Raw genomic sequence first — 22,899 nt, 5'->3', positions numbered from 1 at the left:
ATTTAATTTTAAATTTTTATATTGCAATAGCATTATTGATAAATAAGTTGACAAATACAACAAAAATGCGACTTGTATCGCTATTGTTCAAATAAATATAAAATAAATCGCTATCATTAATTAAATTAGCGTCAGAAGCATCAAATAAATTAATACTTATTTTTATCTCAAACATTAGAGCACATAGAAATAATGAAATAAAATTTAACCACTAAAATATTTTTCAAATCAAATAAATTATAAGCTAGAGAACAGCAAAAGAATAATTCAAAACTGAGAAAGATCATTTTTTCCTTAAGTTGCTATAACTATTATTTGAATCAAAAAATTTTATTTTAAGGAAATGAACTGCGGAAAGTGAATATAGGTTGTTGCTATCAATAGAGCTACAGAGCTACAAGGATATTCTTAAAGAAAAACTAAGCAAGGAAAAGACTATATTATTGAATCATAAGATTGTTCGTATAATGTATATTATGTTAAATAGAAGATTTGGAAACCTACCAAATATAAGGCTTCGCTTCTCTATGTTGTTGCCTCACTACTTATTCTTTACTGTGATGAATACTTAGCCTGGTTAACTGCATCTGTTGTTCAAGCAACTTACTAAACGCTTAAGCCCGTTCTCTATTGGCTGCTTATGCACTAAACCCTATTTCCACTCTTAGCTAGAATAGTTCTCTAAGTAATTTTCTATACATTGTGATTAAGCTTTTATTTTTACCCTAACTGTTCATGACCTTTACCCATGTATTTTGCTGCTACTAATTTTCTTAAGATTTCTTTTCTTAAATCACCTTTTAAACGCCAAAAACTTAGATTGACTAACCGATACCCCAATATTTCAAAAATCAAGTATCCAATTGAAATTTAATAAAAAAACACTATAAAACCCTATAAAAATTAAGAAAATAATATATGTGCAGCTATTCTTTAAATGTAGTCCTAATTAATTTTTCTATCATCATATGGCTTACTAAAATTTTCTTTTAACGCATTGATTAAAATATTTAATAAAGGTGCTTGCTCTCGTCTATGAGGATAATACAAGTGATAAGGTTCATAGCTATGTCGCCAGTCTTTAAGTGTTTCTTCTAACTCACCACTTTCAATATAAGGCTGAACCATATCAATAGGTAAATAAGCGATTCCTATACCGCTCCTCGCTGCTTGAAGCACTGGAGATAAGGTTGTAAAAACAACTTTAGCGTTAACGGTAACTGTCTGAGTTTTACCTTGTTTGGTAAATTGCCAACGATAGAGTTCACCATGCGTGGGTAATCTCAGATTAATGCACTGATGTTCAACTAAATCTTTTGGTTGCTTAGGGTGACCATAACGAGCCAAATATTCTTTGGTAGCAACCGTTAACATTTGTATTGGCTCACTCACTTGTAAAGCGATCATATCTTTAGAAACCAAACCGCCTCTTCTAAGTCCTGCATCAAAACGCCCTTCTACAATATCCACAAGACCATAATCAGAGATGATTTCTACTGAAACTTTAGGAAATTGTTGGATGACTTTTTCAACTGCTGGCCATAAAACACTTTGGATTCCATATTCATCTGCACTGATACGTAATGTTCCTGCTGGATCATTTTTTAAAGCACTAATTTGATTTATGCCATGTTCTATTTCTTGTATTGCCGGCTGAAGCAAATTGAGTAGATATTCCCCCGCTTCTGTAGGCGCTACGCTTCTTGTGGTTCGTGATAATAGTTTTATGCCAATTCGGTCTTCTAAATTGCGGAGGGTTTGGCTAATGGCTGACTGTGATGTTCTCAGTTTTGCGGCTGCACGGGTAAAGCTCCGTTCTTGAGCAACGACCATAAAAGTGTGTAAATCGTTTAAATTTTCTTTCATTATTTATAAGTATTCAATATAAGTGCTATCTAATTATAGTGGATTATCATAATAAATCACTACGGGTATATTGATTTCATCGACCTAGTTTCTCTTTCGGAGATAAGATGATGAAAACCGTAACCTTCAAAAATAAAAACATTGATGTTTCTGCAACTATTCGTTTTCCAAAAGATTTTGATGAAAACAAAAAATATGCAGCAATTGTTTGTGCTCACCCCATTAGTAGCTGTAAGGAACAAACTGCCGGCAGCATCTATGGTGAAAAACTGACTGAAGCTGGTTTTATAACTTTAGCGTTTGATGCATCGTATCAAGGTGCTAGCGGTGGTGAACCGCGCTTTCTTGAAGACCCTGCAACACGTGTTGAAGATTTCCGCTGTGCAGCCGACTATTTAACAACGCTTACTTATGTTGATGAAAACCGTATTGGTGTATTAGGTGTATGTGGTGGCGGTGGTTATGCGGTTAATGCGGCTATGACTGAACGCCGTTTTAAAGCGGTGGCGACTGTTGTGGGTGCAAATTATGGTCGTCTCATGCGTGAAGGTGATCAAACACCTGACGCGGCCATTAAAACTTTAGAAGCCATTGCAGCACAGCGAACTGCCGAAGCGCGTGGTGCTGAGCCTTTTATTACCCAGTACATTCCAAACTCTCAACAAGAGCGTGAACAAGCTGGAATCAATGATATTGATATTAAAGAAGCGATTGATTACTACAAAACTCCGCGTGGTCAGGCAGAAGGTTCACCAAATAAACTTCGCTTTTCAAGCTTAGCCGCTGCTGTTGGGTTCGATGCATTTCATTTGGCAGAACACCTACTCACCCAACCCTTACAAATTGTGATTGGTGAAATTCCAGGCGGGTTTGGTTCTTATCGCGACGGTTATGAGCTATATAGCAAAGCTGCTTCTAAAGATAAAAACCTTTTTGTGGTGAAAGATGCAAGCCATTATGATTTATACGATCAACCTGAGCCTGTTGCTCAAGCTTTAGAAAAAATTATTCCGTTCTTTCAAAAGCATCTTTAAGCCAAATATTGGAAAGTTTCTCAATCGGGGAACTTTCCAAATAGATAAGCTTAAACATGCATTTCTTAAGAAATTTTAAATTTATTTTTAGTAAAACGTCCTTAAAAATTTAAAACAATGCGACAATTAAAAAACCAAATTCTGTCAAAACAAAAAGAAGAAGAAGAGTCAATCTTGCGTATATAACAAGGTCGTCACTATCTTCTTCAACTTCAGGAATAAGTGGAAATCTATAATTCTTTAATAAAAGAAAAATATTTAAATAACCGCAAACAACCCCAATCGCAAAATCAATTTCAAGTATCCCTTTAAAAAAGATACCTATCATAAAGGCAATAACAATTAGCCCTACAGTTAATAAAACATATCTTTTTATCAATGAGTCATATATAAGGAAAGACTTCATTTTTAACGACCATCCTCATAAAGTTACTCGAATAAACATTTAATCTCTAAAGAGAATGACATAAAAGTTTCTTCAAAAGAATCTTCATGCCTATCTTTTTAAATCACATTATTATTGCTCGTACGAGCTGTACGTCCTAATAAATAAAACTATACAGCACTGTCTACCCCTCTTTGCTATCATTCCGTCACTTCACTAAAATAAGAAGGAATAGATTTGGTCGTCCTTACGATCAAGCCACTGTTTCATTATATATTCAGAATTACCACTACTCTCCACCTATTAATCGCTTCTCAATATGAAAATTAAATTAATTCCAATATTGCTACTTTCTTGCTTATTCCTGACTTCTTGTAAGGCTTCTACAGATAAAGAAGACATAGATAACTATGTGAAAGTAGATCTGAAAAACTATGCTACTGACAATTATAGATTGATCATTGAAGCAAATAAGAATGTAAACAATGAGCCTGCTTTGAAAAACTCTTTGTTTAATAATTCCTATGTTAAGTTAGAAACAGCACGGAGCCTTTTAAATGATGAGTATCCAGATTGGGTTCAAGGCTTAGATAAAAACGGTTATGACTATGGTGACCTCAACACAATATGTTGGATGACTGTATTCATGGAAAATTACGTGAACAAAGTTGAAGGTCCATACAAAAGCCAGCTTAAAAATGAAACAGTAAATGATGTTCACAGTCTTTATGGTGAAAGAAAGAAAATTATTAAGTTACGCGACAGTAAAGATAAAACTGCCCGAAACTTTGTAGAAGTATGTGAATAGATCATTATTAAAAAAGCTCTAAATGTTTAGGGCTTTTTTAATGCCTTATCTCCAATTGATTCATTTAAAAAGAATGTGGTCAATAGAAAAAGACATGAAATCGGCTTGAGAGGTACACCACAAAATTTGATGGCGGTACTATTCGACCAAACCCACCTCACACTCGCTTCTCTTTTACTTTAAATTCAGCATCAAGACGTAAATCATGAATAGAAAATTAATCAGTACTATTGTTCTCATTTCTGTATTTGGAGTTACTGCTTGTAGCAAGGTATCAAATGAACAAACAAAGGTAGATACTACTGCGAAAAGCAGTTCTCAAAACGTAAAAACGGAATTATCAGCAAGTGATAAAGCTATTTTAGATAGATATGAAACAATCACAAATGAAGTTGTGACCTCTGGTGAAGATAAAAAGATAAAACAAACTTTAGCACCTTTAATACCTGAAATTAAGAAAGTTACTGCCAAGAAACAAAGAGAAATGGCATTGATGAATATTTATATGCTGTCTGGTATGTACAAAGAGGCTTATGAGCTAAATGAGCAGCAGATTAAAGAGAAACCTTTGCCTCAACGGATAATGTTTAGATGTACATTGCTTGAAAAATTAAATATGGCCAAAGTAAAAATTCAACAGTGTCACGAAGCTTCTGCCCAACTCATACAACCCGAATTGAGTAAATCATCTAACAAAAATGATCCCCAGTACAGAGACGCCGAATTTGTATATTTAACTGAAATGTATAAAGCTGGTCACACTGACTATAAAGCTAAAATACAGAAATTTATTGATGAGACTAAAGATGTCGCATCAAAAGATAGATATAAGTCTTTGTATGATGCAGATATTAAATCACTTTATGGTACTGATTCACCAAATTATGTACCAGAATCATTAAAGTAAATTTAAATGAAAAGCCCCGAATATTCAGGGCTTTTTTAAATTTTTTACGTAAAAAGAAATATCTACTTTGCACCTCCCCCCAATCCCACTTTCATCAACTTCATCTGAGCTTAAACGCTGAATAATGACACCTTCGATCATATATAAAAATAGTTTGGCATCAGTAAAAATAACATCTGATTCAAATAATTCTAAATTAGCTATATTTCGTTTTAAACTTTTTATATTAGCCTTCTCACTAAATATTAGTAATTTGTCCAAAATTTAGCAAAATTATCCAGTGCATTTTACACCTTACTAGAGTGCTTTTAAAATTTATTACTTCTCTTCCCCTTGCCAACCCCAGTGGGGTTTTATTATTATAAAAAATAATTTTATAACGCTAGATTCACTTATATGAGCAAACATCTAGGTGTCGAATATAAAGTTCGAATGCCACAAGAACTAAAATATAAAATTGCAGATTCAGCTAAAAAATTAAATCGTTCTATGAACGCAGATATTGTGGCTTATCTAGAAACAACTTTTAAGATAAAGAGGAAAAATTAGTAAATATCACTAGTGAATTACTAATTAGCGAATTAGCTAAGCGTTTAAACGGTCTAAGTGTGGTGCCTCATAAGAAATGATTAATATTCAAAAGCTAGAGAAATTATTATTAGCTTATAACAGAAGATTAGTAAAAAATTATAATGGATACTCTTTGCCCCCAGCTACTTCCATTGGTGGCATTTATTCTAATTTCAAACATTTAGATTACAGCCAAAGATTAATTTCTCCAGTAGCACCTAAATTAACTTATCGATTATCAAAACTAGGGAAAATTGGAGAGAAATCATCTCTATGCAACAATATAATTGGTTCATGTTGCGAAGTTCATGTTACCAATAATTTATTACTCAAACATCCTAATCCATTAAATTTAAAGATAGATAATATTAAGTTTACACGAGCTCGGCGACCGAGAACAAATCAATATATTAAAAGATGTCCGAATTGTACTTTTATTTTTGGCAATGAAAGATGAATGCATTAGATATTAATATTTATTTTCAAGAAAAATATAGACGTTTATGTGTCCTAGCTTCTGCAGGTGGAGCATTACCTAAATATTTATTAGATGATAATAGCTCTGAATTAGATGAAGATCAGATTTCAAATATCAACTATATAAATAAAGCTTTATATGGATTTCCTAAAAAATTTAAGATTGGTAGAAACCCAATATTACCTACTATTCTTAAATATCAGTATCCTGATATTTATATTAATGAAACTATAGATGAAGATTATAACTTTACTTCAAGGTATAATATGGAGCTTGCGCTACTAGCTAATAATGAACCTCCCCCTCTCTCTGATAACGATGAATTCTCAGATTATTTTTCTAATTTTGATGATTTAGCTTCAAAAGGTTTTTTTGTATATGATAAATTAAATATTAATTACCCAGAGGATGATTGTTTTATATTGGCTAGCTATCCTATTTATGACAATAACAACATTGAGCATCGTAATTATTATAATGAAATAAGGTCATATTTAGAATTTAGTCCAAAGTTAAGAGTTCCAATTATTGAAAGATATTCTAACACTATTCATAAGGGTAGTTTCAAAACTATTAATCTAATAGAACTACTTAATTCTACTTAAATAATTAACTTAAACTTATATTTAATTCAAAATATCTTTAATTTCTTTTTCAATTACTAATTGAAGCTGCTTAACACTTAAGTCAAATTTTTCTAAATTGTAGATTATTTTTTGTTTATTTAATATTAATTCATAAATCCAGCCCTTCATACCAAAAACCCCGTATTTTTCAGCCTTAGATTCATAAAAATTTGAGCAAAACAATGCAGAATAGGGAGTTAATTTTGATTTAATGGCTTCTAGACTATCTAAATACTCTTTAAATTCCTCTTCAATATCAATTAAAACAATATTATATTTATGTTTATAATTTTTTATATCATTATAAGCTTCAAAAAAAGCTTCAGTTGAGCTCAAAAGATATTTTTCATATTCTTCAAAAACTATAAAGTTAGAATCTCTATCATAATTATTAATAAAGATTTCAGGGAGTTCTTTATGAATATTAACAAAAGAGTATTGTGATACAGCAATCTCATTAACTTTTTGATCCCATGTTTCTTTTATTTTATTATTCATCTTATGAGTAGCTAAAAAAGTCTCATTAATTTTTTCATTTAAATAAAATAGTGAATTATAGCGTTCTCGATCTCTAAATTCTACTTTCCAGTTACTAAACACCCATATGGCAACAATAGGAGCTATAAGATATGTTGCCCAAATAAAAATATTTAGGATATCTGATTTATTATCGACATCTATTTCATTTCCAAGTGCTCGGTAAAATGCTAGCCCCAAACAACAAATTGAAATATAAATACCTAACATCATCAAAATCATTTTATACTTATTTATATTTTCGGCATTCTTTTTTTTAAATATTTTATTTTTTAAATTTTCTATTTTACCTGCTATCCATTCATCTAAATTATTTTTATTTTTAATTAAAAATTTTACAAAGAAGCACACTGAAACAAAAACTAATATTTCAAAAAGAATACCATTATCAGTATTTCCATTAAAAAAATTAAATAATTCATCAATTTTAGCAACAATTCCCATAATTATAAAAACAATACTATATACAAAAAATTCAAAAATTTTATTTATGAATAAAAGCAACCAAAATATTATAATTATTAAAGGGAAGAAACCTATTTCTTTTATTTTCATTTAAGTTATTGTACCTGTTGGCTTTCTAAAGAATTTATTATTGTCATTCCATTCAAATAATTACAATCAGCATAATCAAAAACCGAAATTGATAAGTCTAATGCATCAATAATAGTTTTAATCCCTCTATCACAAGTCACAATCATTTTTGCATTATTCGCAAGTGCAATGCCTAAGATCTGAATATCTACCTTTACTTTCTGATAAGGATTCTGAGATTTTTGATTTTTAGGAAGCTTTTTGTAATCTTTATATATACGTGCAGCTATTAAAGCTGCTTTAGCATCGAAGTCCAGATTCTTAAATTTAGAATTTGGACTTAAAAGCATACTACTTCTAGATTCATTTTCATCACCAGCAATGAATTCAGCTATTGCTGGCATGGGTAAAGCCTGTGTCAAACGTTCACACTGCTTAAGATAAGCAACCAAATTTAAATACTCAGCACTGACCTTGTCAGCAGTCAATAATGTTATTAACGCATTAGTATCTAAGATGATCAATCCTGACGCTCCTTCAGCCACTCGGCAATAGGATCATCAAATTTAGACCAATTAGATGCCCCCTGCGCTCTAAAACTATCAATCCATTGATCAAGACCCATATCTTCAATCACAGTAAATTTAGTAATCGAGTATTTCTTGAGTTTTAATTGATAAGTGTTAGTTTTCGATGAATATGACGCTATGCCTTCAAATCTTAAGCATTTGTTAGTATTAAAGTATGGATGTAATTCTTCTAATAATTTATGAGAACATTCTGCGGGGATTTCATCACCGTTATTTAAAATAATAGTGATGTGATCTGAATTATCTTTACCCTTTTGCAATCGAGTTAAGTACCCATCTATTGATTCGTCTTGAGTGAAGTTTTCTTCATAATCAAGTTCAGGGACAGAATATAGAATTTGAGATGGTTGATATGGCTGATTTTCTTTCAAATGTCCATTCGAAATTTCAGCATTATGGAAACCATACTTACTTAATTCTTTTTGTATTCGAGTAACCTGTTTACGCTTTAATGCTGTGTCCTTAAGAACATTAGCCATAGCTATAGCCTTACAATCACGAGGAACTGTTACTGCTATAGTTGTCGAACCTTCTTTAATGGTTTTGAAGCTAGCTTGTTTGACACCCACGATTTGACCAAGTGCAGACAATAGATTAGCAACACTCGATATTTCTAGATCATGAAGATGTCCGTCATGGATTTTTAAGACGAAGTCAAGATTATCATCTAGTTCTTGATGAACTGATGAATCCTCGAGATCAAGTCTTTCTTGAGTAGGCTTTCTACCCTTTTTATCCAATTTTGTCATTTTCGGCTATCTAAAAACACCTTGCTTATAGTATGTTCAAAGTAATAAACAAATGAAAGCAAACTTAATAAATTAATTACTCCTCGTTTTAGGACTAATATTATGATTTGTCAACCAAAATTTTTGACTATTTCAAAGGCTTGTGAACTAAAAATTTTTCTATGATCAGATTTGAGGTGGTGTCTTCTGTATTGGCAATTGGAGCCATTCGATGAGTAGGGATAACGCTTATAGTTAGTTGAGGTCGCCTACTCAAAATTATTTACACCTCGCCTCATCTCCCGCAAAAACACCTCAACCACCCTCTCATCAACCTCATCCGAGCTTAAACGCTGAATAACGGCGCCTTCAATCATATATAAAAATAGTTTGGCATCGGTAAAGGAAACATCGGCGTTAAGTGCTCTAAGCTGGCTATATATTTCATTGATGAGCCATGTTCTATAACGCACAGCGGTTTGATAGGCTTTTGGATGGGTCAGTTTTGTTTCAAAAATGGCTTTAAATAATAAATAATACAGCCTATCTAAGTCTGCATGTAAAAGATAAAGCTTTTTGAGTTTATGGATTGCGCTTGTGTTGCGGTCATATTCAACCACTGAAACAACTTTTTCTTTTAGGCGCTCTTTTTGCACAATCAGGCAAATTTCAATTAACCGTTCTTTAGAGTGAAAGTAGTTATAGAAAGTCGCTTTGGTAACTTCACATTCTTTCACAAGTCTGTCGATGCCGACCAGATGAAATCCGTTGTAGTGAAATAACTCAATTGATTTATTTACGACTTGTAATGCACGTGTTGGGAGAACTATTTTTGGCATATTTTTACCGTTATAAAAATTATTGTTGTATATAAATGAGATATAAAAGCCGCTGCCTTTGGGGAGAAAAAAAAGGCATAGCAAAGCCGTAAGACTGTGCCCAGCACATCTCAAGTTTTAGTTGTTGCTAAGTTTTAAGTAATAACGAGCTAAAGCCTGAAAAAGCCTTACGGCGATCAAGCTGCATAAAATGTTTTAAGCTGTGTTGTTATAGCTTTTGGCAATGGCTGCCAAGAAATAATGGATGTGCAAAGCCAACTCCTTATATATGGAGTTCTGCCAAAACATTATAAATTATGGTGGCAGAACGAAAGAGGGTTAGCAGACTGGTTTCGACTCCAGCACACCCGAAGGTGTCCCTCTCCCGTCCTACCGCTACGGGAGGGAACGAGGAGATGCTCACACAAGACTGTTCCTCAGAAGAAATAATCCTGATGTGGTCGAAAAAACGGTCTGCTAAAACCGGCTGGCAATGTAGGCCAGCCCGCAAATGGTAATCTCCAATATTTGAAGTGTCAATGTGAAATTGGCTAGAAATTATTTAAATAATTATTGTTTTTCATTTAATTACATAATTAAGGAAATTCTTAAGTAATATTTTTAATCTACCCTTATATCATTAAGTTAAAGTTTAAAATTTCAAAAACTTAAAGTCTAGATTGGTTCAAAAAATTATCCTCCCAATGTTCACAAGCGAACCCTTGTGAACACTTACTCTGATGGTTTTATAATTTTGTCAACAATATGTCCATGTGTAGGCACAAGCCCTGCTTTTAAACCAAGGGGCTTAAATACCTTATCTAACACAGACTGAGTCAGTTTGCCTTTATCTTGTTCAATGTCAGTTAAAGTCCGACGGCTTATACCCACCAAAGTAGCATATTGTTCTTGCGACAAACCCAGCACATTTTTGCGCAAATACGATAGCAATTGTCCTAATGTAATCTCACTCAACAAATATTGTTTATATAAATCTATAAGAATCTGCTGACGGTCTTGGGTTTGATTTTTTACATTCATAGCAGTTCCCATCTTTTCAATTTAGCTTCTATGTAATCAAATGACAGCGCCGGCATTTCAATAATTTGTTTTGGCACGCCTTTATCAACTAATCGTTGTTTTAGGCCAAGCAGATTATTTGCCAAAGTCTTTAATGTTGCGAGAGATATATCGGGATCGCACCAAGGGGCAAGCTTTTGAGTAATTTGTGCCCAACGATATTCTCCGCCTTCCTCATAAGGACTCCCCCAAGTTGTTGATCTGGTCACAACTTCCGGATCGGCTTTCATAGGTGCAAAGTCATAAATAGGCGAAAGATAAATTTTTCCTGAGTGTTTTAAAAATGATGTATTACGACCATGGTTATCTGAGTTGCCAAAAATAATATTGAGTAAGTCACGTTGTAACCACTCACAAATGAATTGAGGTACATCAAAATCTGAATCAATGCTTGTAAGTAATCTACATAAATCTTCAATTACTTCAAAATGATTAAGATGGCTACCAGAAGACTTATTTAAAACTGAATAAACAGACTCTAGACCATAGCGATGCCAAGATTGATCACGCCATTCGGTATCAAATCTTGGTAACCACAAAGACGGATACTTTGTACCTTCAATGAGCTGCATTTGAGTTGTTTCAATTGTATTGAAGCCTAGTTCATTGAGTACCTGATAGTAATAATATTCGGCTCTGAGAATGTCGCAATCAATCGCACTACGTTTATTTCTCGGGAACTTAACTAAATAATGCTGATCTGGCTGATCAAAATTTTCTTGGTAAGTATCAATCCAAACTTTATGTTCTGGTGAAACACGAATAAGTAATTTAGGAGCTTCCCCACCTGCACCAGTTGCACCACCACTAATAGCTCCCATTTGCTGAGCATATTCCAGAAAATCAATATTACGCTCAGCCACATCCTCCTTACTAAAATAACGTAAATGTAAGGTTGATTCCGGGTTTAAAGTGGGCAATGCTTCCTTAATTCGTAAATTACCAACGGGCGCCATCCCGCCTTTTTCTAATAAGATACTTTCTTGCTCTGTATAGGTTAAGCGTTGTAAATCTAGATAATTCACCCAATAACGGCGTGCGGCACCAGATGGAACAATGTCATCTAAAAAGCCAAACCATGTGTTCGATTCATGTTTTATAAGAATTTGTACAGGAAGTGATAAACTACAGGCGTACTCATCTCGTCTGTCTAAATATTGAATTGCATAATCCAATTCATATTCTAGTTCACTGGCGCTAGCCGAACCCAACTTAGGTTCTAACAGTTTTAGCTCTGCTACATCTAACCAGTTTTTATTTAGTAAAGCTTGTATTGTTAATTTTTTCATGGGTGCAAATGAGCAAATATTTTCTCAAAAATACTATAAAAAATATTTTTTGTGAATATATTTGCTCAATTTTATTTAATTTATTCAAAAGTGAGCAAAATATTGCTCATTATATATTTATAGATAGCAAGTAATTTATTTATTCTTTTTGATACCTTGAATATCACGTTTTGGAGATTCTTCAAGCAAATGAGAGTATTCACACAAAGTAGCTATTCAGTATAAAATTATGAATTAAACGACCTATATCACACTTTAGGCCGTGTCATATACTTAAAGTAACAAGAGCAAAAAATGACTCAAAATAAAGTTGAATTAGCAGAGAAATTGTCAAAAGAATCTCATCAAGGTCAAAAATATGGTCCTCATGATTACTTTGATTACCATATTAAAGGTGTGGTTAATTCACTCATTGAGCATCGATTTTCAGAAGTCTATATTATTACAGCCCTTCTACACGATAGCGTTGAAGACACACCTCTTACCCTAGACAAAATCGAAAGCTTATTTGGAAAAGAAGTCCGTGATGCCGTTGATGCATTAACTAAACGGGAAACTGAAACACGCGAAGAATATTTAATTCGTTGTAGTTCGAATCCGATCGCTCGAGTTGTGAAACTTCATGATGCAGCTTTTAATGCGCATAACTCGCATAAGGACAATAATCACTCACGGGTAGATTATTACCTTCAAACCATTCTAATTGTTTCAACGGCGCAAGATAGGTTGGGTTAAAAAGACAACGAAATGAATCCGTTGCCTTTTTATTTTTAAGATTGTGCAAATGCCCAAATATCTTTAGATGCAACTGTGTCAGATACAAGTCTAAAACTCATCGGTTCTAAGTCTTCATCTACCACGACATAGCCTTTCGAGTTATTTTTTAGCACATCACATTTGTTATCGGTAAGTTGATAGTTTGCTGCATTGGCTAAAGCGCTTTCAGTAATAACACCTGTAAATACACAATTTGGGTCTTTAGAGACGATTTTTCCTTGCGCATTCACCTCGGCATTTACCGTTGTTCCATCCGGGAAGGATAAATCGTATGTACCAGCCAATTGATTAAGAGAAATTTTCTGATCATCAATTTTTTCATAATGTGCTAATTCAACGGTCATCGCTTGGTTCGACTGATTGCTCTGCCAAGCTTTGGTTTTTGCATCATAGCTCATCACAATCTTGGCACGATTTTCATCATCATCTAAAACCAATAATTTAGAACCATCTGCGCCAGAATAGTATTTACCCGCCATAGGCAGTTCTTCATCAGTTTCGGTACTAATAATATAAGTACCGACATCTAAGCTCGGCGCTAAGGCAGGTTTTTCAGTCGAAACTTGGTCATTGTTGTCATCATCATTACAAGCAGCCAATCCAAACCCAAGAAGTAAAACCAACAAACAACGTTTCATGGTCTTTCCCCCTTACTTGTTAAATAGGCTTTTTAAACGAATTTTGAGCCATTCTTGACCTGCTGGTCGCTGATCGTAAGCAACTTGCATTGCAGTCACAGCAATTTTGCTTTGCATTACGGCGCTTTCATCCGACATTTGCGCGGCTGTTGGAGCCGAAGGTGCCGCATCAATTCCTAGGCCAAACTGGTTATTGCCTTTATTGTCTTTGGTCACTTGGAATTTCAGCTTATATAAGTCATACGTCCCAATTTTTGAAAAAGCAAAAGGAGTGCTGGTTGTTAAATTTTTTGGGAAATTCACATTGAGAGTAATGCCTTTTGGCAATAATTGCCCCTTACCTGCTTTAGCTTGTAATTCTTTTAATAACACTACGGTTTGTTTTGCCACAATTGCAGAGTTAGGGTTGTTTAAAGTCTTGTCATCTACCGTGTTTGTATCGGCGCTTAATGCAATAGATGGAATGCCACGTCCTGCCGAAAACTGAACGTTACCAATCGTGCCAGAGTGTACAACGACTTTTCCGACATTTTGTCCTTCGTTAGGACCAGATAAAACTAAGTCTGGCGCTTTACCCCAACGCTTTGGTGCAACCACGTCTAGTCCATAACTGGTCGCCATCACTGGTGTACCATGTGCGTAGTTCCAGTCACCATTGGTATAACCCGCTTTGGTAAATGTCCCCGCAGCAGGTGCGCCAATTGGTGCTGCGCCATTGTGACAACCATTTTCAGCCGCAATTTGCTTATCATTATCCGCGGTAATCGTCGTTGAGCTATACATGACAATTGCGCCACCGCGACCACTTTGTGGTGAACACGGTACAGACACAAGCACGCTATGACCATTTGCTTTTAATTCATCATAAAGTGCTTTGATATTGCTGGTTAGACCGTCATCATTAACCAATAAAATATTTAATGCAAAAGCTGGAGTTGTACACAAAGATAGAATCAGACCGCCCAATAAACTTTTTTTCATCACTTAACTACCATGTTCTTAAATTTCGATTTGTATAGTAGTTGCGCTATATGTACGTTTAGTGACTACGCATCAATAAAAATTAAAATAATTTTCCATTAAAAATTAGATAATTATATTATAAATCATGGTTATATTTTCTTTTATAAAGTAATCTTCAACTTCATCGCTCATATTCAAAATGACAAAACCCACTTTCGTGGGCTTCATTCAAAATGTCATTTCAAGCTTTAAATTAAATACGTCCAACTTCTAAATATGGAATCAGGTTTTTATCAAAATGCAGTCTTGGGTCGCCTTCATAACTAATAAAACCATGCATTCCTGTTAAGCGCTCACCTTTATAAAACTGATTTAACTGATAACGCGGGTCTTTATGGGAAAGCGTAAAGCTCACCACACCAACGCCCTGCTGTTTTGACTTGTTATAAGCATCTTCAAGCATTTTGTGATGCAAAGCTAAATCTTGTGGATGGCACATAAGCGTATGTAACACATGGTACTGAATAGAGTCACCCAGTTTAGGTAAACGCATGCCCTTAGTTAGCGGAGTCAACAAGTTATAAACAGGTCTAAAAATTCCAATAACTGAACTGTAATGCAAGATTTTAGTTTGCTTAATACTATGCTGATCCCATAAACCAAACATGCCCACCAGTTTTTCATCCTTAAAATAAAGTGAAAAATCTGAGAGTTTTATTCCTGAAAAATATCGATGACCTTGAGCCAGTTCTTCAAAGTTATAGGCAGGTATAAAGTTATAAAACTCTGCCATGTCGGCAATAAACTGGTTCATGGCTTCCACATGGTGAGCTTCGGCGACACAATTACGGATCTCTTGAATATCACTTTGCTTAGAAACCTGCTTTAAAAAAGCCGTGATTTTTCGTGTTGCACCCGTGTCGGTCAGACTTAATGTCTCGATGAGCCCTTCATCATAATAATCAGGCATTCCCGTTTTGCCCGTTTGTATGGCAGCCCGTGCCGCGTGGTTATCATCAAAAATAATCATTTGGCTATAGTTCGGTTCATGCATGGTCTGTTTTACATGCTTTGCCAAAACCTTCACCAGTGATTTTCCCCGATAGTTGTGGTCTACCCGTAAATCACCAGCGTACCGTAAGTTTTGAACGTTCCGATCGACATAACAAGGACGGTAACCATTGCTATAACAAGCGACATTCTTTTGACTCTCTAGGTCTTCAATCACGACATGCAGTTTATGCCGATAGACAATGTCAGACGCTCTAAAATAACTTGGTTCTCGCTGAAAGCTAATTTGTATGCCTTTGGTGGTCATGGGCACCGCAATTAACTCTCGTAAAGCCTCGTCATCTGCCGGAGTTGCTTCTCGGGTAATGAGAGTGTTAGCAAGTGGTGTATTTGTTTTATTCATTATTCACCTGTTGTGCGGTCTGTGTAGGTACCAAATTGTTTAAACGCCCCATTTGGTCGAGTAGCTGATAGACAAACACCACTTCGTCTTGGTCATTTACGGTTTTCTGGGTTTGTGCATCAAGTAGTTTCTGCTCGGTATTCAACAAATCAAAAGTGGTTTTGGTGCCAACATCAAACTCTTTACGTGTGTAAACAAAGGCAATAGACGCTGCCTCTATGGCATTTGCCAATGCATCTTTATTTTGTCGAATGGTTTGAAGCTGCGCATAGGTGGTACGGGTACGCTTATTCAAGTCCAGCTCAAGACTTCGAATTTTTTGCGCAGCCAAATCGATATCGGCCTGCGCTTTTTTGACATTGGCCCGATTTAAACCATCGTCATAAAGCGGTACATTGAGCTGCACCCCAACCATATAGTTATTACTTTCAGAACCAATATAACTCGCTTCATCTTGCTTACCAGCACGGCTGGTCAGCATGACCGTTGGCCAAAGTTCGCGTTTAGTTAAAGCATATTGTTTTTCGGCGGCTTGCTTTTCATATTTAGCCCGCATTAACGCTGGGTGGTTCTTGGTTTGAGCCAATATTTCATCTAGGTTAGCGGGAATAGTAGGTAATTGATTGATTGGAACAAGGTTGTCAGGTGTTGTACCTGTCACTTGATAAAACTGCGCTTCACTTACGGTCAAGTTAGATTGCGCCTGTGTAATATCGGCTTGACCTTGCGCGACTTGTGCCAACACCTGAGCCAAGTCTGCACGGGTAATCATACCGACATCAAAACGGCGCTTTGATTCATATAAAGACCGTTGCAGATTTGCCATGGTCTTTTGTCTGAGTTCTAAAATGGCTTTCTTTTTTAATACGTCGGTATAGACCATTACGGTATTTAAAATGGTTTCTGACCGTTGATCTGACAAACCTTGGTTTTGGGCTGAAAGCTGACTTTCGGCAACATCAATTCCTAAACGGTGTCGTCCAGACGTATAAATCGGATAATCTGCCTGCAATTGCAAACTTCGGCCTTTACGGTTTCCTTCGGTTGGAAATAGGACGTGTGAAGGCGTATCTATTCTTTCATAGTCCAGTTGCCCGACTAAATTGACTTTGAGCCCATCACGCTGCTTGGCTTGTTCAAGCATTGCAGTTGACTGGTTCACGTTTAAACGGCTGACTTCAAGCTGACTTTCGTGCCTTAAACTGGCAGATAAAGCCTCATCTAAAGTCATGGCATGTGTATTCGACACAATTAACACGCCCACATATAAGGCATGTCGAAGTGTTAAAAACCGAGTATTAAATGGCTTCATCCCTTTCATAGTTGTTCCAAACTATTCAGGGTGACTTTTTTGAGTGGCTCAGGTTTGATATTGCCTTCGATAATGCCATCAAACATCACCAGTTTTTTATAGGCATTCCAGCCATTATTGGCTTGGCGAATTTGGGGCTGGTCGAGCTGCCCCAAGTTTCGCGCAAGTTCATAATGGAAGTTTTGACGTAAAATACTGTCGATATATTCGTTGCTAATGCTGTGATGAATTTCACCTTCAAAAAGCACACAATAAAATGGTTTGACCTGTTGCTGAGTATCAATTGCGAGTAAAGAAATCGCTTTCGATTCTGTTTCATTTAATTGAGACAACAACTGTTGAGCTGTTTCAGGCGCGAGTTTTTCACCGACCAGATCTACACCAAAACGGCGGCCTTGGAACTCAAAACACGGGATTTGCTCTATAAAGCCTGTTACCCGTAAGCAATCATCCAGACAGTAACGTAGCAAACCATTACCCGAGGTAATGAGTGGGCTGACCACATCACCTTGTTTAAGCTGCCATGAGGGAATGATTTGCCCTTGTTTTTCACCTTCTAAATATTCAAATTCGTAGAAGTGACTTTGATACGCCAGTGGATATTGGTTGTTATAGGGAATCGTAACTACCCCTTCAGTCGCCCATAAACCTTTTCCTTCAAACTGAACACTGGGTAACTTCTCTTTTAATTTTTCGGCCCAAGCTTTTGAACCTGCGGTGTCCCAACTCGACACTAAGCTTAACTTTGGCCAGAGCTTTTTAAAGTCGATCTGTGCGCCGTTTGAACTGTCAATTAAAGCTTGAGCACTTTCAGTACTATGCGGTGCATTTACTTCTCTTAATGAACTTTGGCGATGTCCCCATAAACCAGTCTCTAAAATCTCAATAACTTCCTGTTGCATCGACTCTAAACGCTCAAGCAATTGCAATGCAAACGTTGGGCTCCATACAGAAATCATGGCTAAGTTACGGTTTGCGACCAAATAACAAATGGTGGCAAACAGTGCGTCGTCAGCATTGGCGGCAAAGGCAACATTACTTGGAACCGCTTGGGTAAACTTAGACAAAATGCGCTTACCTACACCAAGTAGCGCACTGTCATCATTTAAGTTTTTATCTTTTAAAACTTCACGCTGACTTTCAGGCAACCATGACACCGACCAATAATGTGTACCCGAACTAAGCTCTGGACACTTACGGTATAAACTTGCCATCCACGGCGCAATTGCATGGTCAAGTTCATCTAAAAATAGCTTGGTGTATGGAATAAACTTGATTTGTTCACTCGAGCCACTGGTCGGCTGGAAACGAACCAGTTTACTGCTAGACAATGAAAGTTTTTGTTCACGGTAACGTTGAATGTCTTCTCGCCATGCGCCATAACGTGTTGCAGGAAATGATTTTACAAACTGCTCATAGTTTTGAACTTTCTTATCTTTAGCAAAGGTAGAGGTCTGTAATATCGAATGCAAAATTTGACGTTGCGTGGTCTCTAAAGCATTAAATTGTTTTTGAAAATTACGGTCAGATGCATCACACCATTTTTTTAAAATCAGATGCGAACCCAAAGTGAGCCATTCATTAGATTTCATTAGATGGCCTCTCTACGTTTTGTTTTATGAGTTACGCATGCTTCAAACTTTCCTTTACTGGTTGGCTTAGTCATCAGCTTTACGGGGAAACGAGCTATATCTTTCCAACCAAGACGGCCTATACAAGGCAGTTCTGTGCCTGCTTTCCAAGTCGGATTTTTTTGTTCAAAGAAATGAATATTTGGGTTTTTCTCTCTCATTTCGGCAGTAATCGGTGCAACTTCGCCTTTTAATGGTTGATAGTCATCACCAAAATTTAAAAGTCCCGCTTCACGGTCATAATATTCGCCAAAGAATTTTTCACAGTAGTGTTCAACAACTTCCGAGAGATGCTGGTTTTCATCTTTAATATTTGGGTAATAGACATAGTAGTTATTGGCGAGTAACAGGTAAGTCTTATAGCCCTTAGAAATGAGTAACCAATAGAGCTCGTTAAAAGGATATTTAATTCGAAGCTTAATCATCAGTTTGAGCATAGTACTTTGCAGACTACGCGTGCCCCAAAACTTTTTCAAAATAACCGTATCACCGCTAAATAGCACGGTGTAGTCCTTACCGTTTAAGTAGAAATGCTGCACAACAACAGTAGAAAAACCGACAATCTCATTTGTTTGTGAATCAAAGATTAAGATCGCGCCACTTTTATTTTGGAAATCATCTACGAAAATAGAAAATCTCGTATTTTCATAATACTGTTCGTAAATGGAATACATCACTTTTAATCGCTCTGTATCGATTTGTTCCTTTTCAAAATATTGCCCATAGGTACTATTTTTCAGGTTCAATTTTGAAATCAGTTTATACGTTGTATTAATCATAATCCTTTAACCTTCCACCTCTAATTTGCGAGTTCCCCGACCTCATCAACCGATTTTAGAAAACTCATCTCAATGTTCTTTTTCTATGAAGGGATATGTTTTGATATGCCCTATTGTTTTTCATTCTTTGAAAGTTGCTCTTTATTTCTAAATCGCTACATATTCATTTTCTTCCCCCGATCCATAAAGATGGTTAAAAAGGCGGTCACAAACATGATGATTGCGAGCATGCGTAATAAGTCATTAAAACTCGATGTCAGTGCCTGAAAATGAATGTCTCGATAAATCACACTGAGCGCGATTTGCTGTGCATTTGAGCCAACTTCCTGATATTGCGCCGTGAGCTGATCCAGCCTTTCTGTAAAGATCCAGTTCTGCGGTGTCATCGACTGATTAATCTGGGTGACATGTAGCGCAGTGAGCCAATCTAATGATGAGTTAATCAGTGCCAGTCCAACCGCGCCGCCGATATTACGCATCAGGTTATAAATACCGCTGGCATCGGCTACTTTGCTGAGTGGCAAAGTGCTCATGGCTAAATGTGAAACTACAATCAGGCAGATCATGAGACCAATACCACGATAAATTTGCGGCCAAAACATAAAGTCATAATCGCTATGAATGCTCAAATGTGAATTGAGCCAAACACCAAAGCCTGCCAAAATCATTCCAACAAATACGGTTTTACGGGTATCAAAATTGGGAATCAGCCATGCAAGAAATGGCGCAAAGCAGAACATGACAATGCCTGTCACCATCATGACGTGACCAATTTGGCTACTGTTCATTTCACGGACTTGCCCAAGAAACACGGGAATCATGTAACCCAAGCCATAGAGCGCCATCCCAATCACAAAAGTGGTAATGGCACTTAAGGTAAAGTTTTTATTTTTAAAGACTGATAAATCGAGCAAAGGCTTAGGCTGGGTAAAACTTCTAGAGAAGAAAATCATGCCGCCCACAACGCAGATCATAAACGCAATACGAACACCTGTGTCTGCAAGCCAGTCATGCCGTGCGCCTTCATCAAGGAAATATTCCAGCCCACCCAAAAACATCGCCATACCAAGGAGACTAAACCAGTCCATGCTTTTGATGAGTGAATAGTTCGCACGGTCGATATTTGGGCCTGAGTAGATGACGGTCGCAATGATAATGCCCGGAATAATATTAATCAGGAACATCCAGTGCCATGAGAAGTTATTGGTGAGCCAGCCGCCAATGGTTGGGCCAATGGCCGGGCCCAAAGTACTGATCATTCCAAACATCACCAAAGGCAAAGAACGTTTTGCTTCAGGGAAAAGTAAGTACAACGCGGTCATAGACGTTGGAATCATCCCGCCGCCCATAAAACCTTGAATGCCACGGAATACCAATAGACTTTCTAAGTTCCATGCCAACGCACAAAGTAAAGAACTCACCGTAAAACCAATTGCACAGATGGTGTAATACACCCGTGTCGACAGCACCCGCGAGACAATACTCGACATTGGAATTGCAATAATTTCGGCAATTAAATAAACCGTTTGCACCCAAGTCACTTCGTAACGACTTGCACTCATCCCCGCTTGAACTTCGTTTAAAGAACTCGCCACAATCTGAATATCAAGAATTGCCATGAAGTTGCCAAAAATCATGGCAGCAAAAATTGCCCATGCAGTTTTTGCCGGAAACATCCATTCAGCTTCAAGGTGCTTATTCATTTGTTATTACCTAAAATTTTATTATTAAGTTCTTAGGTCAACGGTGGCACTCACCGACATTCCAGGTTTTATCAAATCAATATGTGGGCTTGAATCTATGGCAATACGCACAGGAATACGCTGAACAACCTTGTTAAAGTTGCCTGTGGCATTGTCTGGTGGCATAAGTGAGAAAGTCGCGCCTGAAGCTGGTGAAAAGCTCTCAATTTTTCCGGTATAGGTCAGACTTGGATAAGCATCAAGTTTTAATTCAACTTTCTGCCCAATATGCATTTTTTCAATTTGGGTTTCTTTAAAGTTTGCTTGTACATACAAACTATTTTCAGGAATGATCGCCATTAAGCGGGTTTGCGGAGAAACACGTGAACCTTTCTGGATTGCAAGGCTACCGATTTTACCGTTTACAGGACTAACCACCTTTGATGAAGCCAAATCGACCTGATACAGGTTTAAGTTTGCATTGGCACTTTGAATATCTGCTAAAAGCTGCGCTCGACTGGCTTGTAAACTCCCCAACTGAGCTTCTGCTGCATTTACTGCAGCTTGTGCCTTGCTGAGTTGTGCTTGGGCTGTTAAATATTGGGACTGGATGCCTTCAAAGTTTTGACGGGTAATCACCCCATCTTTTAATAAATCTTGATAACGCTCAAATTCTTTTCTTAAACGAGTTAAATCAGCTTGTACTGCCACTACACCACTATGAGCTTCAATAATTGAAGACTTGGCAGACTTTTCATTTTGTTGTTGTACACCCAGTGCGGCCTCTTTCAAGCTAACTACTGAACGAGCTTGGTCATAACGAGCTTGATAATCGCGGTGATCTAATACCGCTAAAGTTTCCCCTTTTTTTACCACCTGATTATCGTTAATTAATAACTCCATCACTTCGCCTGAAATCTTTGGCATCACCCAAGTGACATCAGCTTGCACATAAGCATTATCAGTAGATTGATAGAAACGATATACAAAAAAATAATATAATATACCAATAACTAAAAATAACAACAGGACACTAAAAACACCCCAAGTTATTTTCTTTCGACTTTGGAAATTAGTATCAGTTTCTAGCTGAGCTACGTTATCCATATTCATTCCGCTTATTTGTAATATTCGATTTTTTATTTAAGCCAATAAAATTATTGGTTTCTTTTTTACGTAACTTTTCACTTGGTTTTATTCAATGAATCGTGACAGCGTAAAATTTGGTGCAAATTATGGTTCTTAAGTGAATTAAATATCATTGACCTCTTTGCCAGATATTTTTTCTATTTATGTCAATAAAGCAAGCTATATAAACTATGTTTAAAAATTATGTAATTTTATATTTTTTCAAATAGATTTCTATGAAAATAGTTTAAATATATAAAAATTATCATTAAAATTCAAACAATTACTACAGTTTGATTTATTTAAAAAAATCTTACATATAAAG

At 36.1% G+C, this 22,899-nt stretch carries 23 protein-coding genes and 1 pseudogene; 7 read left to right on the top strand and 17 right to left on the bottom strand.

Going from position 1 to position 22,899, the window contains the following annotated elements; all coding sequences use genetic code 11:
• Positions 1-945: 945 nt before the first annotated feature.
• Entirely contained in the window at positions 946-1,866 is a 921-nt protein-coding gene (locus AWW73_RS09630; RefSeq protein ID WP_031948336.1) for a LysR family transcriptional regulator, read from the bottom strand.
• A 110-nt stretch (positions 1,867-1,976) separates the two neighbouring features.
• On the opposite strand from AWW73_RS09630, the gene AWW73_RS09625 reads away from it, so the two are divergent.
• Positions 1,977-2,900, top strand: a complete 924-nt coding sequence (locus AWW73_RS09625; protein WP_171254649.1) for an alpha/beta hydrolase — start codon at positions 1,977-1,979, stop codon at positions 2,898-2,900.
• Positions 2,901-3,009: 109 nt separating this feature from the next.
• Here the strand turns inward: AWW73_RS09625 and AWW73_RS09620 are convergent, their stop codons facing one another.
• Positions 3,010-3,306, bottom strand: coding sequence for a hypothetical protein (locus tag AWW73_RS09620; RefSeq protein WP_062849533.1), 297 nt, complete (start codon positions 3,304-3,306; stop codon positions 3,010-3,012).
• A gap of 298 nt (positions 3,307-3,604) precedes the next feature.
• Between AWW73_RS09620 and AWW73_RS09615 the strand changes: the two genes are divergently transcribed.
• Together AWW73_RS09615 and AWW73_RS09610 are read left to right on the top strand one after the other, a co-directional pair.
• Positions 3,605-4,093: a hypothetical protein gene (locus AWW73_RS09615; protein ID WP_062849532.1), complete on the top strand. Its 489-nt coding sequence runs from the start codon at positions 3,605-3,607 to the stop codon at positions 4,091-4,093.
• A gap of 205 nt (positions 4,094-4,298) precedes the next feature.
• Positions 4,299-5,000: a hypothetical protein gene (locus tag AWW73_RS09610; protein ID WP_062849531.1), complete on the top strand. Its 702-nt coding sequence runs from the start codon at positions 4,299-4,301 to the stop codon at positions 4,998-5,000.
• Between the two features lie 24 nt (positions 5,001-5,024).
• Here AWW73_RS09610 and AWW73_RS19180 read toward each other — a convergent pair.
• Positions 5,025-5,177: pseudogene (locus tag AWW73_RS19180) on the bottom strand (hypothetical protein); the annotation flags it as partial.
• A 219-nt stretch (positions 5,178-5,396) separates the two neighbouring features.
• Between AWW73_RS19180 and AWW73_RS19315 the strand changes: the two are divergent.
• The 3 genes from AWW73_RS19315 (at position 5,397) to AWW73_RS09590 (ending at position 6,653) form a co-directional block, all read left to right on the top strand.
• Positions 5,397-5,549: an Arc family DNA-binding protein gene (locus AWW73_RS19315; RefSeq protein WP_081409574.1), complete on the top strand. Its 153-nt coding sequence runs from the start codon at positions 5,397-5,399 to the stop codon at positions 5,547-5,549.
• A 76-nt stretch (positions 5,550-5,625) separates the two neighbouring features.
• Positions 5,626-6,027, top strand: a complete 402-nt coding sequence (locus AWW73_RS18945) for a hypothetical protein (RefSeq protein ID WP_062849529.1) — start codon at positions 5,626-5,628, stop codon at positions 6,025-6,027.
• Complete coding sequence (locus AWW73_RS09590) at positions 6,024-6,653, top strand: hypothetical protein (protein ID WP_062849528.1); 630 nt, start codon at positions 6,024-6,026, stop codon at positions 6,651-6,653. The genes AWW73_RS18945 and AWW73_RS09590 overlap by 4 nt, the downstream gene beginning before the upstream one ends.
• Before the next feature lie 21 nt (positions 6,654-6,674).
• Here AWW73_RS09590 and AWW73_RS09585 read toward each other — a convergent pair whose 3' ends face one another.
• The 6 genes from AWW73_RS09585 to AWW73_RS09560 all read right to left on the bottom strand — a co-directional run bounded on the left by AWW73_RS09585 (position 6,675) and on the right by AWW73_RS09560 (position 12,250).
• Positions 6,675-7,766: a hypothetical protein gene (locus tag AWW73_RS09585; RefSeq protein WP_062849527.1), complete on the bottom strand. Its 1,092-nt coding sequence runs from the start codon at positions 7,764-7,766 to the stop codon at positions 6,675-6,677.
• A gap of 5 nt (positions 7,767-7,771) precedes the next feature.
• The gene (locus AWW73_RS09580; protein WP_062849526.1) at positions 7,772-8,269 is read right to left on the bottom strand and encodes a type II toxin-antitoxin system VapC family toxin; all 498 of its coding nucleotides are present in this window, start codon (positions 8,267-8,269) and stop codon (positions 7,772-7,774) included.
• Positions 8,266-9,084, bottom strand: coding sequence for a hypothetical protein (locus AWW73_RS09575; RefSeq protein WP_062849525.1), 819 nt, complete (start codon positions 9,082-9,084; stop codon positions 8,266-8,268). Before AWW73_RS09575 ends, AWW73_RS09580 begins: the two co-directional genes overlap by 4 nt.
• A gap of 248 nt (positions 9,085-9,332) precedes the next feature.
• Positions 9,333-9,902: a TetR/AcrR family transcriptional regulator gene (locus tag AWW73_RS09570; RefSeq protein ID WP_062849524.1), complete on the bottom strand. Its 570-nt coding sequence runs from the start codon at positions 9,900-9,902 to the stop codon at positions 9,333-9,335.
• A gap of 711 nt (positions 9,903-10,613) precedes the next feature.
• On the bottom strand, positions 10,614-10,922 hold the full coding sequence (locus tag AWW73_RS09565; RefSeq protein WP_031948346.1) for a helix-turn-helix domain-containing protein: 309 nt from the start codon (positions 10,920-10,922) through the stop codon (positions 10,614-10,616).
• On the bottom strand, positions 10,919-12,250 hold the full coding sequence (locus AWW73_RS09560) for a type II toxin-antitoxin system HipA family toxin (protein ID WP_062849523.1): 1,332 nt from the start codon (positions 12,248-12,250) through the stop codon (positions 10,919-10,921). The genes AWW73_RS09565 and AWW73_RS09560 overlap by 4 nt, the downstream gene beginning before the upstream one ends.
• A 294-nt stretch (positions 12,251-12,544) precedes the next feature.
• Between AWW73_RS09560 and AWW73_RS09555 the strand changes: the two genes are divergently transcribed.
• Complete coding sequence (locus tag AWW73_RS09555) at positions 12,545-12,985, top strand: HD domain-containing protein (protein ID WP_062849522.1); 441 nt, start codon at positions 12,545-12,547, stop codon at positions 12,983-12,985.
• 35 nt (positions 12,986-13,020) lie between these two features.
• Here AWW73_RS09555 and AWW73_RS09550 read toward each other — a convergent pair whose 3' ends face one another.
• The 8 genes from AWW73_RS09550 to AWW73_RS09515 all read right to left on the bottom strand — a co-directional run bounded on the left by AWW73_RS09550 (position 13,021) and on the right by AWW73_RS09515 (position 22,553).
• Positions 13,021-13,665 (bottom strand): hypothetical protein, encoded by a 645-nt coding sequence (locus AWW73_RS09550; RefSeq protein ID WP_062849521.1) that lies wholly within the window; start codon positions 13,663-13,665, stop codon positions 13,021-13,023.
• A 12-nt stretch (positions 13,666-13,677) separates the two neighbouring features.
• On the bottom strand, positions 13,678-14,649 hold the full coding sequence (locus AWW73_RS09545) for a 5'/3'-nucleotidase SurE (RefSeq protein WP_081409573.1): 972 nt from the start codon (positions 14,647-14,649) through the stop codon (positions 13,678-13,680).
• A 232-nt stretch (positions 14,650-14,881) separates the two neighbouring features.
• Positions 14,882-16,042 carry a GNAT family N-acetyltransferase gene (locus tag AWW73_RS09540; RefSeq protein ID WP_062849519.1) on the bottom strand — a complete coding sequence of 387 codons (1,161 nt, stop codon included), beginning with the start codon at positions 16,040-16,042 and terminating at the stop codon, positions 14,882-14,884.
• Positions 16,035-17,363 carry a TolC family protein gene (locus AWW73_RS09535; protein ID WP_062849518.1) on the bottom strand — a complete coding sequence of 443 codons (1,329 nt, stop codon included), beginning with the start codon at positions 17,361-17,363 and terminating at the stop codon, positions 16,035-16,037. Before AWW73_RS09535 ends, AWW73_RS09540 begins: the two co-directional genes overlap by 8 nt.
• Complete coding sequence (locus AWW73_RS09530) at positions 17,360-18,946, bottom strand: GH3 family acyl-acid amido synthetase (RefSeq protein ID WP_062849517.1); 1,587 nt, start codon at positions 18,944-18,946, stop codon at positions 17,360-17,362. Before AWW73_RS09530 ends, AWW73_RS09535 begins: the two co-directional genes overlap by 4 nt.
• Positions 18,946-19,731 (bottom strand): hypothetical protein, encoded by a 786-nt coding sequence (locus tag AWW73_RS09525; protein ID WP_171254648.1) that lies wholly within the window; start codon positions 19,729-19,731, stop codon positions 18,946-18,948. The genes AWW73_RS09530 and AWW73_RS09525 overlap by 1 nt, the downstream gene beginning before the upstream one ends.
• 188 nt (positions 19,732-19,919) lie before the next feature.
• On the bottom strand, positions 19,920-21,467 hold the full coding sequence (locus AWW73_RS09520; RefSeq protein WP_062849515.1) for a DHA2 family efflux MFS transporter permease subunit: 1,548 nt from the start codon (positions 21,465-21,467) through the stop codon (positions 19,920-19,922).
• Between the two features lie 24 nt (positions 21,468-21,491).
• Positions 21,492-22,553, bottom strand: a complete 1,062-nt coding sequence (locus AWW73_RS09515; protein ID WP_062849514.1) for an HlyD family secretion protein — start codon at positions 22,551-22,553, stop codon at positions 21,492-21,494.
• Positions 22,554-22,899 lie beyond the last annotated feature (346 nt).

It is taken from the genome of Acinetobacter lactucae (genome assembly GCF_001605885.1).
Classification (GTDB): Bacteria; Pseudomonadota; Gammaproteobacteria; order Pseudomonadales; family Moraxellaceae; genus Acinetobacter; species Acinetobacter lactucae.
The sequence above is the reverse complement of the archived record's forward strand: the minus strand, read 5'-3'. Positions and strand labels throughout refer to the sequence as shown.